The organism is Polaribacter sp. BAL334 (genome assembly GCF_015767435.1).
GTDB lineage: Bacteria > Bacteroidota > Bacteroidia > Flavobacteriales > Flavobacteriaceae > Polaribacter.
In genome coordinates, this window is the sequence record NZ_JADWOV010000319.1 from 116,931 (window position 1) to 133,840 (window position 16,910).

Annotated in this window: 8 protein-coding genes; all 8 read left to right on the forward strand. The window is 30.7% G+C overall.

The genetic code is table 11. The features are described from left to right. Position 1: 1 nt before the first annotated feature. The 8 genes from IU405_RS13670 to IU405_RS13705 all read left to right on the forward strand — a co-directional run bounded on the left by IU405_RS13670 (position 2) and on the right by IU405_RS13705 (position 16,900). On the forward strand, positions 2-955 hold the full coding sequence (locus IU405_RS13670) for an alpha/beta hydrolase (RefSeq protein WP_197439170.1): 954 nt from the start codon (positions 2-4) through the stop codon (positions 953-955). A gap of 52 nt (positions 956-1,007) precedes the next feature. Continuing rightward, positions 1,008-3,383: a TIM-barrel domain-containing protein gene (locus IU405_RS13675; RefSeq protein ID WP_197439171.1), complete on the forward strand. Its 2,376-nt coding sequence runs from the start codon at positions 1,008-1,010 to the stop codon at positions 3,381-3,383. 8 nt (positions 3,384-3,391) lie between these two features. Continuing rightward, positions 3,392-5,266 carry an alpha-amylase family protein gene (locus tag IU405_RS13680; RefSeq protein ID WP_197439172.1) on the forward strand — a complete coding sequence of 625 codons (1,875 nt, stop codon included), beginning with the start codon at positions 3,392-3,394 and terminating at the stop codon, positions 5,264-5,266. Positions 5,267-5,275: 9 nt separating this feature from the next. Then, positions 5,276-6,649 carry an alpha-amylase family glycosyl hydrolase gene (locus IU405_RS13685; RefSeq protein ID WP_197439173.1) on the forward strand — a complete coding sequence of 458 codons (1,374 nt, stop codon included), beginning with the start codon at positions 5,276-5,278 and terminating at the stop codon, positions 6,647-6,649. Between the two features lie 8 nt (positions 6,650-6,657). Then, a complete protein-coding gene (locus IU405_RS13690; protein WP_197439174.1) occupies positions 6,658-8,307 on the forward strand; it encodes an alpha-amylase family glycosyl hydrolase in 1,650 nt (549 codons plus the stop codon). A gap of 3 nt (positions 8,308-8,310) precedes the next feature. Further along, positions 8,311-10,368 carry a glycoside hydrolase family 97 protein gene (locus IU405_RS13695; RefSeq protein WP_197439175.1) on the forward strand — a complete coding sequence of 686 codons (2,058 nt, stop codon included), beginning with the start codon at positions 8,311-8,313 and terminating at the stop codon, positions 10,366-10,368. A gap of 475 nt (positions 10,369-10,843) precedes the next feature. Further along, on the forward strand, positions 10,844-13,645 hold the full coding sequence (locus tag IU405_RS13700) for a triple tyrosine motif-containing protein (protein WP_197439176.1): 2,802 nt from the start codon (positions 10,844-10,846) through the stop codon (positions 13,643-13,645). A 210-nt stretch (positions 13,646-13,855) separates the two neighbouring features. Next, the gene (locus tag IU405_RS13705) at positions 13,856-16,900 is read left to right on the forward strand and encodes a SusC/RagA family TonB-linked outer membrane protein (RefSeq protein ID WP_197439177.1); all 3,045 of its coding nucleotides are present in this window, start codon (positions 13,856-13,858) and stop codon (positions 16,898-16,900) included. The last annotated feature ends 10 nt before the right edge of the window (positions 16,901-16,910 follow it).

Sequence of the window (16,910 nt, forward strand, 5' to 3'; positions counted from 1 at the left end):
TATGAATAAATTATATTTTTACGGGATTGTTTTTTTTATCATCGTTTCTTGCGATCAAACAGCTAAAAAATCGTTCTCTCATATAAAATCCTACACACTTGAAAGTGCCAAATTAGCGGAAGGAAAATTGATTCGAATTGATAGTTTTCCATCAAAAAATATCACTCCAAGACCTGTAGATGTTTGGTTGCCAAAAAACTATTCTGACAAACAAAAATATGCAGTTTTATACATGCATGATGGGCAAATGTTGTTTGATTCAACCACCACTTGGAACAAACAAGAATGGAGAATTGACGAAGCTGCCACAGATTTAATGGAACAAAAAATTACCAAAGACTTTATTGTTGTTGGTATCCATAATATACCAGATATTCGTTGGCACGATTTATTTCCTGAGAAAGCCATGGATTTTATGGGTAAAGATGCCAAAAAAGAAGTCTTAAAAAAGGCGGAAGAAAATAACATGTCAACGGAATTTAAAGGTGATGATTATTTAAAATTTTTAGTAACTGAATTAAAACCCTATATTGATGCAACGTATTCAGTGCATACAAATAAAGAAAATACGTTTGTGGCAGGTTCTTCAATGGGAGGTTTGATGTCTATGTACGCCATTTCTGAATATCCAACGATTTTTCAAGGAGCAGCTTGTGTTTCAACACATTGGGTAGGAGCAATGGCTCAAGAAAATAACCCTTTTCCAAACGCCATTTTTGGCTATGTTGCTGCGAATATTCCTGATGCAAAAAATCATAAAATCTATTTTGATTACGGAGATCAAACCTTGGATCGTCATTATCCAAAATATGCACCTATTGTAGATTCACTGTATACAAATAAAGGGTATTCCATTGAAAATTTCAGAAATATTCATTTTCCCAATACAGATCATTCAGAAAAATCTTGGCAAGATAGAATTCATATTCCTTTGACATTTTTGTTGAAAAAATAAATCAAAATAACTGTCAGTTCGAGCGTTGTCGAGAACTAAAAAAAACGTTTTAATGAAAAAAATATTTCTATATTTTCTACTGACTATTCCTTTTTTTTCATTTAGTCAAAATTCAAATCGAATTTTCAAAAGCATACAGCAAACTGAAAATGGATTGAATATAGAGGTGAATGATGGGAAATATCTCCTTACATTTTATAATGAACATATTGTTGAAACTACTTTTATTCCATCTAATGAAGTGAATGTTCAAAACTCTCATGCAGTTGTTTTGACACCAAAAAAAGTGGAGATAATTCCTGTAATTTCAAAATTTCAGAGTGAATTTTTCTCAAAAGGAATTGCTGTAAAAGTTCAACATTCTCCTTTTAAAATATCCTATTTTTTTGATAATAAAGAATTGATATCTGAAAAATTAGGGTATCACAAAGACACCATTCATGAGAAAATACAATTTCAAATTGATAACGATGAGGTTTTATATGGTGGTGGTGCAAGAGCTTTAGGAATGAACAGACGTGGTAATCGTTTGCGATTGTACAACAAAGCGCATTATGGGTATGAAACCCGTTCAGGATTGATGAATTTTACAATTCCAATTGCAATTTCATCAAAAAAATATATGATTCATTTTGATAATTCTGCCATTGGTTATTTGGATTTAGACAGTAATAAAGACAATTCGTTGACTTATGAAACCATTTCTGGACGAAAAACATATCAAATCATTGCAGGAGATTCTTGGGAGAATTTGATTGATAATTACACACAATTAACAGGAAAACAACCTTTGCCTCCAAGATGGGTTTTAGGTAATTTTTCGAGCAGATTTGGGTATCATTCTCAAAAAGAAACTGAAGAAACTATCGCCAAATTCAAGGAAGAGAAAATCCCTGTGGATGCAGTAATTCTGGATTTGTATTGGTTTGGAAAAACAGTTCAGGGAACTATGGGAAATTTGGAAGTAGATACAGATTCTTTTCCTGATATGAAAGGAATGATTTCACGTTTTAAAGAAAAAGGAGTCAAAACAGTATTGATTACTGAGCCATTTATTTTGACGACTTCCAAAAAATGGAACGATGCTGTTGAAAAAGATGTTTTAGCAAAAGATTCTGTTGGAAATCCAGCAAAATATGACTTTTATTTTGGAAATACGGGTATAGTAGATATTTATAAAAAAGAAGGAAAATCTTGGTTTTGGAATATCTATAAAGATATTTTAAGCATGGGTGTGAAAGGACTTTGGGGCGATTTAGGAGAACCTGAAGTATTGCCAAAATGGGTACAATTTCACAGTGCAAAAGCAGATGAAATTCATAATATTTATGGACATGATTGGGCAAAATTGATTTTTGAAGGATATCAAAAAGAGTTTCCAAAAGAGCGTCCTTTTATTTTAATGCGAGCAGGGTATTCAGGCTCACAGCGTTTTGGAATGATTCCTTGGTCTGGAGATGTCAATAGAACTTGGGGAGGTTTGCAATCTCAAACAGAAATTGCGTTGCAAATGGGAATGCAAGGTTTAGGCTACATGCACTCAGATTTAGGTGGATTTGCAGGCGCAAATTTAGATGATAATTTATACACAAGATGGTTGCAATATGGAGTTTTTCAACCTGTTTTTAGACCTCATGCCCAAGATGATGTCCCAAGTGAACCTGTTTTTAGAAGCGAAAAAACCAAAAAAATAACTAAAAAAGCTATTGAACTGCGTTATCAATTATTGCCCTATAATTATCATTTGGCATTTGAAAATCATCAAAAAGGATTGCCTTTAATGAGACCAATTTTCTTCGAAGAAACTACAAATGAATTGTTGACAAATGCTTCTTCTTATTTTTGGGGAAATGATTTTTTGATTGCGCCAATCATGAAAGATAGTGTAACATCCAAAGAAATTTATTTTCCTAAAAATAGCAATTGGTTTGATTTTTATACAAATGAAAAAATCATTGGTGGCCAAACAAAAACCGTTTCAGTTTCTGAAGAACATATTCCAACTTATGTGAAAGCGGGCGCTTTTATTTCCATGACAAATTTGGTTCAAACTACAGATAATTATTCTGGAAATCAATTCATTATTCATTATTATCATGATGATTCAATTCAAGAAAGTGAACGAGAATTGTATAATGATGATGGAATTACGGCAAATGCTTTTGAAAATGGAAAGTATGAATTGTTAGAATTTGAAGCTGAACTTTCAAAACGTTTTCTAGAAATTGATTTTGAAGCAACATTTGGAGAACAATGGATTTCTTCGGAAAAAGAAATTGTGTTGATCATTCACAACATCAACTGGAATCCAAAAAAAGTGACCATCAATGGAAAAAGAGAGAAAATATTTCCCCAAAATAATCAATTGAAAATTCCTTTTAAATGGAATCCTAACAAAGAATTAAAAATCAAAGTTTCACTAAAATAACAAGGAAAATGAACACACAAAGTAGCGTAATAAGGGTATTAATGGTATTGATATTATGGAGTTGTTCATCAGAAAAAAGTTCAGAAAAGAAGATGAATACGATTCAAAAAAACAATAAAATTGTTGTTTATCAGGTATTTACAAGATTATTTGGAAACACAAATTCTACCAATAAACCTTGGGGAACTATAGAAGAAAATGGTGTTGGAAAATTCAATGATTTTACAGATAAAGCATTATCTGAAATCAAAGATTTGGGAGTTACACACATTTGGTATACAGGCGTTCCTCATCATGATGTAATCACGGATTATACGCAATTTGGCATTTCAAATGATGACCCTGATGTAGTAAAAGGAAGAGCAGGTTCGCCTTATGCAGTGAAAGATTATTACAATGTAAATCCTGATTTGGCTGTAAATGTTGCCAATCGTTTGCAAGAATTTGAAGCGTTAATTGAACGAACTCACAAAAACGGATTGAAAGTCATTATTGATATTGTACCCAACCATGTTGCAAGAAATTACCAAAGTTTGACCAATCCTGAAGGTGTAAAAGATTTTGGTGCAGATGATGATACTTCTTTGGTATATCATGTAAATAACAACTTTTATTACAATCCCAATGAAGCTTTTCAAGTGCCTGATTTTTTGGATGATTTTCTGCCTTTAGGAGGAGAAAAACATCCTTTATCAGATAGAAAATTTGATGAAAATCCTTCAAAATGGACAGGAAATGGTTCTCGACTTTCAAAACCAGATAGAAATGATTGGTATGAAACTGTAAAAATCAATTATGGAGTTTCTCCTGAAGGAAAAAAAGATTTTGATGAATTGCCAATAGGTTTTGAAAATGAAAATTATCAAAAACATTTTGAATTTTGGCAAGGAAAAACAGTTCCAAATTCTTGGATAAAGTTCAGAGATATTGCTTTATACTGGTTAGAAAAAGGAGTAGATGGTTTTCGTTTTGACATGGCAGAAATGGTGCCTGTTGAATTTTGGAGTTACTTAAATTCTCATATCAAAATGAAAAATCCAGCTGCTTTTCTTTTAGCTGAAGTGTATAATCCAAGTTTGTATAGAGCGTATATCAAAAAAGGAAAAATGGATTATTTGTATGATAAAGTTCAGTTGTATGATACGCTTAAAAACGTGATGCAAGGTCGTGGTTTGACAGATCATATTCCACCAATTCAAACAGATTTGAAAGATATAGAGCATCACCTATTGCACTTTTTAGAAAATCATGACGAACAACGAATTGCGAGTCCTGAATTTGCAGGAAATGCAGAAAAAGGAAAGCCAGCTATGGTAGTTTCCGCAACGATTTCTACGTCACCAACTATGGTGTATTTTGCGCAAGAATTGGGCGAAGATGGTTCTGAAAATGCGGGTTTTGGAGCTCCTTCAAGAACTTCTATTTTTGATTATATAGGTGTTCCAGCCTTGCAACGTTGGGTAAATGAAAAGAAATTTGATGGAGGAAAATCAACCAAAGAGGAATTGAATTTGCGTGATTTTTACAAACGATTGTTAAATTTTACGATTAAAAGTGATGCTTTAATGGGAGAATACCAAGATTTGCATCAATTCAATAGAGAAAATACAGAGAATTACAATGCTAAATTGCTCTCTTTTACTCGTTTTTCAAACAATGAAAAGTTAATAATTATTGCAAATTTTGATGCAGAAAAAGCCTTTGAATTTGAGTTGAAAATTCCGCTGGAAATCATCAAAAAATGGAATATAAACGAAGGTACTTTTTTGTTGAAAGATAAATTGTACATTAAAAAATCTTTTGACTTGAAAGTAACTAGTACAGGAGCTTCTGCAAAAATTTTAGTAAACCCATTAGAATCATTTATTCTAAAACTTCAATAATTTAAGGTCATGAAAAAACTATTTTTAATCATTTTTTTAGGAATTTTTTTAAGTTGCAAAAATAATTCAGCACCTAAAACTGATGATCCTTATAAACCAAAAGAATACGTAAATCTTTCGCATCCTGAATGGAGTAAAAATGCAGCTATTTATCAATTAAATACAAGACAGTTTTCTGAAGAAGGTACTTTTAAAGCTGCACAAACTCAATTGCCAAGATTAAAAGAATTAGGCGTTGATATTATTTGGTTAATGCCCATTCACGCAATTGGAGAAAAAAATAGAAAAGGAAGTTTAGGAAGTCCTTATGCTGTAAAAGATTACTATAGTGTAAACCCAGAATTTGGGAATTTACAGGATGTGAAGAATTTTGTAAATGAAGCACATAAATTAGGGATGTACGTTATTATAGATTGGGTAGCAAATCACACTTCTTGGGATAATGTATTACTTAAAAACCATCCTGATTGGTATAAAAAGGATTACAAAGGTGATTTTATGCCAACTCCATGGTGGGATTGGTCCGATATTATTGATTTGGATTTTAGTAAGCCCGAAGTAAGAAAATATATGACTGATGCTTTAAAATATTGGGTAAAAGAAGCCGATATTGATGGATATAGATGCGATGCTGCAGGTTTTGTACCACTTGAATTTTGGAATAACGCAAGACAAGAATTAGACAAAATCAAACCTGTATTTATGTTGGCTGAATGGGAATCAAGAGATATGCATGCTGAGGCTTTTGATATGACATATGCTTGGAGTTGGAATGAGGCAATGCATCAAATTTGTATGGGTGAAGCGAATGTGAATAAACTTTATGTATACTATTCATGGAACGAGAAATTTTTTCCAAAAAACAGTATGCGAATGACATTTACAAGCAACCATGATATGAATTCTTGGGAAGGAACAATGTTTGAGCAGTTTGGAGATGGTTTAGAAGCAGCTATTGTTTTATCTGTTATAGGAGAAGGAATGCCATTAATTTACAATGGACAAGAAGCTGGTAACACTAAAAGGTTAGAATTTTTTGAAAAAGATGCCATCAAATGGAAAAAACATTATATAGGGGATTTGTATAAAAATCTTTTTGCTTTGTTAAAATCAAATACTGCTTTATGGCATGCAAAATGGGGAGCAACAATGATGAAAGTTCCCAATAATTATGAAAGTGAAGTATTGAGTTTTGTGCGTCAAAATGAAAAAGATAAAATCTTTGCCGTTTTTAATTTTTCTAATGAACAAAAAGAAATCACTTTTAAAGAGACTCTTTTTGAGGGAAATTATACTGATTTTAGTACTTCTGAAAAAGTAATTTTAAATCAAAATAAGAATTTAACAATTGAGCCTTGGGGTTTTAAAGTTTTTATTAAATAAATCAAATTATGAAAAACCTATTTTTAGTTAGTTTTTTATGTATTGCCATATTTTCTTGTCAAGTAAAACCTTCTGAAAAAATTGTAGAAGAGAAAGAAAATGAATTCGTTTGGCAAGCTGCAAACGTATATTTTTTATTGACAGATCGTTTTCACAATGGAGATATTTCCAATGATTTGAATTTTGACAGAACAAAAACTCCAGGGAAATTAAGAGGTTTTGAAGGAGGAGATTTGAAGGGAATTACTCAAAAAATCAAAGAAGGATATTTTACAAAGTTGGGAATTAATGCAATTTGGATGACACCAATTGTAGAACAAATTCATGATGCAACTGATGAAGGAACAGGAGTTACGTATGCTTATCATGGTTATTGGGCAAAAGATTGGACTACAATTGACCCAAATTTTGGAACCAAAGAAGATTTGAAAGAATTGGTTGAAACTGCTCATAAAAATGGGATTCGTATTTTGTTGGATGCAGTTATCAATCACACAGGACCTGTTACCGAAAAAGACCCTGTTTGGCCTTCTGATTGGGTGAGAACTTCCCCAAAATGTGAGTACAGCAATTATGAAAATACCACTTCATGTACACTTGTAGAAAATTTACCAGATATTAGAACTGATAGTAACTCATCAGTTGATTTGCCTCCACAACTCATTGAAAAGTGGAAAAATGAAGGAAGATTGGCACAAGAAATGGCAGAATTGGATGCTTTTTTTAAAAGGACAGGCTATCCTAGAGCGCCCCGTTTTTACATCATGAAATGGTTAACAGATTATATTACTGAATTCGGAATTGATGGTTATAGGGTTGATACTGTGAAACATACAGAAGAATATGTGTGGCAAGAATTCAAAAAAGAATGTGATTTCAGCTTTGCTGAATTCAAGAAAAACAATCCTGAAAAAGTGTTGGACAATAATGACTTTTATTTAGTAGGTGAAGTATACAATTATGCCATTTCTCATGGAAAATCTTTTGATTTTGGAGACAAAAAAGTGAATTATTTTGATGAATCATTCAATAGTTTGATCAATTTTGAAATCAAATGGAATGTAAAACAAATGACATCCAAAGCAGTTTTTAAAAAGTACGATTCTCTTTTAAACTCTGAATTAAAAGGATATGGTGTGTTAAATTACATGACTTCTCATGATGATGGACAACCTTTTGATAAAGAGCGAGCAAAACCTTTTCAAACTGCTACAATGTTATTGTTAACTCCAGGAACTTCGCAAGTATATTATGGAGATGAATCAGCAAGAAGTTTGACAATTGAAGGTGCAATTGGAGATGCAACGTTGCGCTCCATGATGAATTGGGATGACATCAATCATACAGGTGAAACTAAAAAAATAGTAGAACATTGGCAAAAATTAGGGCAATTTAGAGCGAATCATCCTGCAGTTGGTGCTGGAAAACATAGTGTAATTTCTGATAAAAATGGATTGATTTTTTCACGAATTTATAAAAATGATAAAGTTATTATAGGAATTGATTTGTTTGAAAAATCTATAAGCATAGATGTTTCCTCCATTTTTAATGAAGGAGATGTTTTAAAAGAAACCTATTCAAATCAGGAAGTAGTTGTTAAAAATGGGAACGTAAATTTCATTTCTGAGTTTAGTATTTTTTTATTAGAAAAAAAATAAATTATGAAAATCAAATTTAATATTCTCGCTTTTATTCTTGTAATCGCGATTGTAGGATGTAAAGAAAATAGTGAATCAACTATTTTTTCGCCTTCAAAAAATATTAAAGTTGATTTTAATCTCAAAAAAGATGGAAAGCCTTATTATTTGGTTTTAAAAGCATCAGAAAAAGTCATTGATACTTCATACTTAGGATTTGATTTTGATAATTCAATCCCATTTATTGATAATTTTCAAATTGTAAAAACCTCTGTACGCGAATTCAATGAAACTTGGCAAATGCCTTGGGGAGAGCAATTGGATGTCATAAATCATTACAATGAACTGAAAGTTGAGTTGCAGGAAATCAGTCAATTAAAAAGAAAATTAAACATTGTTTTTAGAGTTTATGATGACGGAATTGGATTTCGATATGAATTTCCTGAACAAGCAAATTTCAAAGAAGCTTTTATCACAAACGAAAACACGGAATTTAATTTAACAGAGGACTATAAAACCTTTTGGGCTCCTGGAGATTGGGATATTTATGAACATTTGTATAACACTACAAAATTCTCAAAAATTAATGCTTTACAGTATGTAAATCAGCCAGTTGCACAGACTTACATTCCTGAAAATGCCGTAAATACACCAGTAACTTTGGTTGGAAAATCGGGACTTCATTTGAGTTTTCATGAGGCAGCTTTGGTAGATTATGCAGACATGACTTTAAAAGTAGATACTGTAAATTTTTCATTTAAAAGTAATTTAGTTGGCTCTAGAAATACAATCTATAAAGTAAAGAGAACTTTACCATTTAACACACCTTGGAGAACCATTCAAATTTCAGAAAATGCCTCAAAATTGATTGAATCAAATTTGATTGTGAATTTAAATGAACCTAATACATTAAGTGATATTTCTTGGTTTAAACCGATGAAATATACTGGAATTTGGTGGGAAATGCATTTAGGAAAATCTTCTTGGGATATGACATCAGGAAATCATGGAGCAACCACTGAAAACACGAAAAGATTCATTGATTTTTCTGCTAAAAATAATATTGGAGGCGTTTTGGTAGAAGGTTGGAACAAAGGTTGGGGATCTAATGAGGGTGGTTTTGATTTTGTTACTCCTTATCCAGATTATGATTTGAATGAAATTGTGGCTTATGGAAAAGAAAAAGGAATAGAAATCATCATGCATCATGAAACTTATGGGAATGTGGAAACGTATACAAAACAACAAGATACCGCATTTTCATTGATGAAAAAATTAGGAATTCATGCTGTAAAAACAGGTTATGTTGGGAAATTGATTCCTGAAGGGGAATATCATCATGGACAATTTATGGTGAATCATTACAATGAAACCGTCAAAAAAGCAGCCATTTATAACATAGCAGTTAACGCACACGAACCTATAAAACCAACAGGTTTGAGAAGAACGTATCCAAATACCATTTCAAGAGAAGGTTTACGTGGACAAGAATTCAATGTTTGGGATCCAAAAGGAGGCAATCCACCTGAACATTTGTCAATAATTGCTTTTACTAGAATGTTGGCTGGTCCTATTGATTATACACCAGGAATTTTCAATATTAAATTGGATGATTATAAAAAGGGAAAACAAGTAAATACAACAATTGCGCATCAATTGGCATTATATGTTGTGATTTACAGTCCAATTCAAATGGCAGCTGATTTGGTTGAGCATTATGATGCAAATCCTACACCTTTAGAATTTATAAAAGAAGTTGGAGTTGATTGGGAAAAAACCAAAGTTTTGAATGGTGAAGTTGGAGATTTTGTGACGATTGCTAGGAAAGAGCGAAAAACAGGAAATTGGTTTCTAGGAAGTATTACTGATGAAAATTCGAGAGAAATTAGGATTGATTTTAGTTTTTTAGATTCAAATTCTACTTTTAAAGCAAAGATTTATAAAGATGGAAAAAATGCACATTGGAATACAAATCCTTTGGATATTCAATTTGAAACTATTGAAGTAAATAGAAACACAAAAAGAACATTTCAATTAGCTGCAGGTGGTGGATTTGCAATTAGTTTGATAAAGAAAAATTAATCTTTTCCAACTCTATCATATTCTCTAATCATAAAATAAGCCCAAATAATTACGCAAATTCCTACAAAAATAGAGAAATAAAAAACGATATTATCTGCGTTCATTTTTTATTAATTTAAGATAAATCATCACTCCTAATAACGTTGGAGCCCAAAGCCCAATAAATATTCCATGTAGTTTATCTCCTGTTAGAAAAAGATATTCTGAAACCAGAATGATTAAGAGGCATAAAACTAACATCAAAATGTCAGCAGTTTGTAAGTTTTTTATCAATTTCATTCTTTCTATTAATCGATTATAAAAATAAATAATTTTTTTTAAGTTAATAAATATTTAATGTAAATATTTCAATTTTAATTATTTATGTATAGTTTTAAACAGTACGAATTGTTAAAATGTAATTACAGTTTTTACTTAATTTGTTTGTTTTAAGGTTTTTAGTTTATATTAGTGCCCAAACAAGAACCAAACAACTATGAATTGCTTAAAAAAATCGCTGATAATTTTTCTTAATTTTTTAGTTTTTTCAATTTATTCACAAGAAGTTCCACCTATTAATGTTTTTACTCCAGAGGATTATGGAGCTGAAAATCAAAATTGGGCTATTACTCAAGCATCCAATAAATACATTTATGTAGCCAATAATAAAGGGCTATTGGAATATAATGGAACAAATTGGCGTTTGTATCCAACACCAAATGAAACTATTTTAAGGTCAGTAAAAAGTTTTCAAGATAAAATTTATAGCGGTTTTTACAGGGATTTTGGTTTTTGGAAAAAAAACAATTTGGGTGTTTTAGAATACACTTCAATTGTAGAAAAGAAAAAAATTGAAATGTTGGAAGATGAGCAGATTTGGGAAATCTTAGAGTTAGACAATTTTATGATTTTTAAATCATTACAAAGAATTTATTTGTACGATTTAAAGTCAGAATCAATCAAAATAATTAAAACTTCCAAAAATATTATCAAAATTGCGAAAGTAGAAAATACCATATACTTTCAAGAATTATACAAAGGAGTATTTATGATTGAAAATGGTACTCCAAAATTGATTTCCGATAATTCAATAGTAAAAGAAAATAAATTGGTTGATATTTTTTTGAAAAACAACAAATTACATTTCTTAACTCAAAAAGAAGGATTCTATTTTTTAGATAATACTGAATTAAAAAAATGGGAAATTTCATCCAATTCATTTTTAGAAAATAAAACAATTTATAGTGCGATTCAGTTATCAGATGAAAGTTTTGTACTAGGAAGTATTTCAAATGGAATGATTTATCTTTCAAAAGAGGGGAATTTTAAATATCAGATTACCAAGTCTTTAGGATTGAGTAATAATACTGTTTTAGCTGTTTTTGAGGATATTGAACATACTATTTGGTTAGGATTGGATAATGGAATTAATAACGTAAATATGAGTTCTCCTTTCCGATTTTTTATAAAAAAAGAGGATTTTTGGGGAACTATTTATACTACCAAAATTTTTAATAATAATTTATATATAGGAACAAATCAAGGTTTATTTGTTCGTAATGTGAATACAAATAGTGATTTTGAGTTTGTGAAAAATACGCAAGGTCAAGTTTGGGATTTGCAAGAAATTGATAATACATTGTTTTGTAGTCACGATTCAGGAACATTTATTATAAATGATAAAACAGGAAAATTAGTAACCAATGTTGAGGGAACTTGGGGAGTGAAAAAAATTGATAGCAACACACTTTTACAAGGAAGTTATGATGGATTGTATGTGTTAGTTAGAGATAATAATGAATGGAAATTAAGAAATAAATTAGAAGGATTTTCCAATTCAAGTAAGTATTTTGAAATTATTGATGGAAATACAATTTTTGTAAATCACGAATATAAAGGTGTTTTTAAATTAAAAGTAAATAAAGATTTTACTAAAATTATCGAGTCTACAAAGGATACTTCAATCGAAAAGGGAATTCATTCAAGCATATTTACTTTTAATAATTTTCTTTATTATGCATCAAAAAATGGAATTTTTAAGTATTCTAAAGAAAAAAAATCTTTTGAATTTGATAAATCTTACAGTATATTAATTTCTAAGGATAAGTTTTTGACTGGTAAAATTTTACCAGATATGAAAGCCAATAAATTATGGGCATTTTCAACAAATGAAATTCGGTTTTTATCTCCAGGAAAGTTAAGTAATGAACCAGAATTGAATATAATTCCACTTAAAGGATCATTACATAAAGGGGCAACTGGTTATGAAAACATCATAAATTTATCAGAAAAAAAATATTTAATAGGAACAACAGATGGTTTTTTAATTGTTGATTTAAACAAAATTAAAGAACCTAAAGATTTTTCAGTGACTATAGATGCTGTTCATAAAAACAGTATTGATACTGAAAAAAAACGAGTAAGTTTAGCCGGAAATATTGAGTTTCCGAATAAAGAAAATAATTTAGAATTCACATTTAGTGTTCCTAATTTTAATAAAACTTCCACAGTTGAATATCAATATCAATTAGAAGGATTAAAAGAAAATTGGACACAAGTTTCCAAAACAAACTCGGTATTATTAGAGAATCTACCTGCAGGAGATTATGTTTTTAAAGTGAGAGCTTTTATTGATAATAAGCCCAGCTCAAATATAGCATCATATCAATTTTCCATAGAAAAACCATGGTATTTAGGTTCACCTTTTTTGATGATTTACATCATATTATGTTGTTTTATTTTTTACAGTATCCATGTTGTTACAAAGAGATATTATAGAAGACAACGTGAAAAATTATTAACAGATGCTCAAAAAGAATTGGAGTTAAAAGAACTAGAAAATTCTCAAAAAATTATCAAACTGAACAATGATAAATTGCGTTTAGACATTGAAAATAAGAATCGGGAATTAGCAACATCTACAATGAGTATTATTAAGAAAAATGAATTTTTAAATGCTATTAAAACAGAGTTAGTTTCTGGCGGAAAAAATAATCTTGATAAGGTTGTGAAAATTATTGATAAAAATTTAAACAATACAGATGATTGGAAACTGTTTCAAGAAGCTTTTAATAATGCAGATAAAAAGTTCTTGAAAAAAATAAAATCTAATCACCCAGATTTGACTCCAAATGATTTAAGATTGTGTGCATATCTCCGTTTAAATTTATCTTCTAAAGAGATTGCTCCTTTATTAAATATCTCACCCAGAAGTGTAGAGGTTAAACGCTATCGATTGCGTAAAAAGATGAATCTTGAACATGATGCTAACTTAACGAGCTACATCATAGAATTATAAATTTCATACAGTCTCCAAAATCACCTATACATTTCCACAACATAAGCATATTATTTACTTTCTGTTAAAGATTTGTTAATCTCAAAAAATCAATAACAGCAAGGATTAACAAGTTATTTTCTGAATGTAGTTTTTTTGTTGTGTTTTTTTTAGTGAATTAATAAAAAATAAGCTATAAATTTGATAAAACTACACATTAAACTTTTTTTTATGAGAAAAAAAATCACTTTTTTACTCTTTGCATTGTCAACTATGTTTGCTTTTTCGCAAACGCTCAATGTCAAAGGAGTTGTTAAAGACGCTGTCTCAGGGGAAACATTGCCTGGGGTAAGTGTTGTAATTAAAGGTACCACAATTGGTACAGAAACAGATTTTGACGGGGTTTTTAATCTCGCAAATGTGAAACAAGGAGCTACTTTGGTTTTTAATTACTTAGGTAAAAAGCCAAAAGAAGTAGTTGTAACAAGTGCTTCAATATCAGTTTCTTTAGAGGATGCTGCTGAGGCTCTTGAGGAAATTGTTGTAATTGGATATGGAACACAAAGAAAAAAGGAAGTTACTGGCGCAGTAACCGTTATTTCTAGTGCGACTATTGATGATTTACAACCGACAAGAATTGAGCAAGCATTACAAGGACAAGTTGCGGGTGTGAACATCACAACATCTTCTGGTTCGCCAGGTGCTGCTGCTAATATTAGAATTCGTGGAGTTTCTACGAATGGAGATAGTAGACCTTTAATTTTGTTAGATGGAAGGGTAATTGAGGATTTAAGCGTTGTAAATCCATCAGATATTGAATCTATCAACATTTTAAAAGATGCTGCAGCTGGTATTTATGGAGTTAGAGCCGCAAATGGTGTTATTTTAGTTACTACAAAATCTGGTAGAAAAAATACTGCTTTTGTTTCTACCTTGAATATGTATGTTGGTTTTCAACAAACAACTAGAGAAATTCCTTTATTAAATGCTACAGAATATGCTTTATTAGCAAATGAGGCATTTGCAGCAAATGGAGAACCATTGCCATTTACTTCTGTTGCTGGTTTAGGACAAGGAACTAATTGGCAAAGACAAGCTTTTGAATCTGCTCCAATTTACAGCATTGATTATACCTTAAATAAAGGAACTGAAAAATCAACATATTCATTGGGATTATCTGTAATTGATCAAGATGGTATTGTTGGTTTGGATAAATCAAACTTCAACAGAAGAAACATCCGTTTTAATTTTGATACTGAAATAACAAATAAATTAAAATTCACTTCATCAACAATTTTCACAAATACAAACAAAAGAAATTTGAGTGAAAATGTTTTAGGATCAGTGTTGTTTAATGCATTGAATATGCCTCCAACAATTCCTGTATTTCAGCCAAATGGAGAATTTTCAAGACCTCCTGCAACTGGAACAGGTATTGAAGTTGCGAATCCTTTAGCTCAAGTGGATAATGCCCAAAACAGAACTGGAGTAAATAAAATTTCTGGAAGTTACGGTTTAAATTATAAAATCAATGATGATTTTTCTGCTGAAACTAGATATCAAGCAAATTATTCAGTAGCAAATACAAACACATTCAACCCATTGTATACTTATGGGAATAATAATGTTTTTAACGTAGATCAATCAACTTTCACCAATTTCAAACAAAACTTTTTTGACTACACTTTTGATGCATTTTTAAAATATGAAAAAATATTTAATGATAAGCATGATGTAAAATTAATGGTTGGTACATCAGTATTCCAAACTATTGGTCGATTTGAAAATATTTTGACAAGCACTGCAACAGGAACAACTTTAAATGATTTCGTTTTAGGAACTCCAGTTTTAAATGGAGATGGATTGCAAATTTTCAAAAATAATAACAACGGTTCTAATTTAGCTTTTGACAGCAGATTATTATCTTATTTTGGAAGATTTCAATATGCTTATGATGGAAAATATTTATTTTCAGCAGTGATAAGAAGAGATGGTTCCTCTAATTTTGGTCCAAAAAATAAATTTGGATTTTTTCCAACAGCATCTTTAGGTTGGGTTGCTTCTGAGGAAGATTTCCTAAAAGACTCTAATGTAATTAGCTTCTTAAAAGTAAGAGCGAGTTATGGTATTATTGGTAATGATAGAATCCCTGGATTTAGATTTTTATCAATTTTAAATGGAGAAGCTGAGTATGTATTTAATAATCAATTAGTTCAAGGAATTGCTGTAGGTCCAGTTGCAAACCCTGAAATCAGATGGGAAAAACAAATTCCTTTAGACATTGGTTTGGATATTGAATTATTCAATAAAGTGAATATTACTGCAGATTATTTTAAGAAAAGAACAGAAGACTTATTAGTTTCTGCTCAAACTTCAGGTATTATTGGTGTTGCAGCTCCAGGTTCTTCTGTACCTGTAATCAATGCAGGGACTGTTGAAAATGAAGGTTTAGAGTTTTCTATTGGATACAAAGAAACAGTTTCTGAAGATTTTAATTTTAATGTAAACTACAATTTTACTACACTAAGAAACAATGTAACTTTTGTAGGAAATGCAACAGGAATTATTGAAGGTGGAAGTTTTGGAGTAGGACAAGAACCACCATCAAGAATGGAAGCAGGTTTCCCTATTGGATACTTCTATGGATACAAAACAGCGGGTATTTTTCAAACTCAAGCTGATGTTGACGCTCATGCTACTCAATTAAATGCTGCACCTGGAGATTTACGTTTTGTAGATACTAATGGAGATGGTGTAATTGATGCTGATGATAGAACTTATATTGGTGATCCAATTGCAGATATCACAATGGGATTAAATTTATCTTTCAACTATAAAAGATTTGATTTTAACGCATATGCTTTTGCATCAATTGGAAATGAAATTGTAAGAAATTACGAAAGAAACCTACCATTAACAAACAGACCAACTTACTTTTTAGACAGATGGACAGGTCCTGGAACAAGTAATACTTCACCAAGAGTCACTACTGGTGCAACAGGAAATATTTTATTTTCAGATTTTTATGTTGAAGATGGTTCTTTCTTGCGTTTACAAAGTATACAGTTAGGATATAGTGTAGGTCAAGAAACTTTAGAGAAATTAAAGTTCAGTAAATTAAGATTTTATGTAACTGGAAGTAACTTATTTACATTAACTAAATACAGAGGATATGATCCAACAACATCAAATGGAGCTCCAATTGGGGGTGGAATTGATCAAGGTTTTTATCCAAGTCCGAAAACTTTTTTATTCGGTATGAATGTTACTTTTTAATACAAACAAT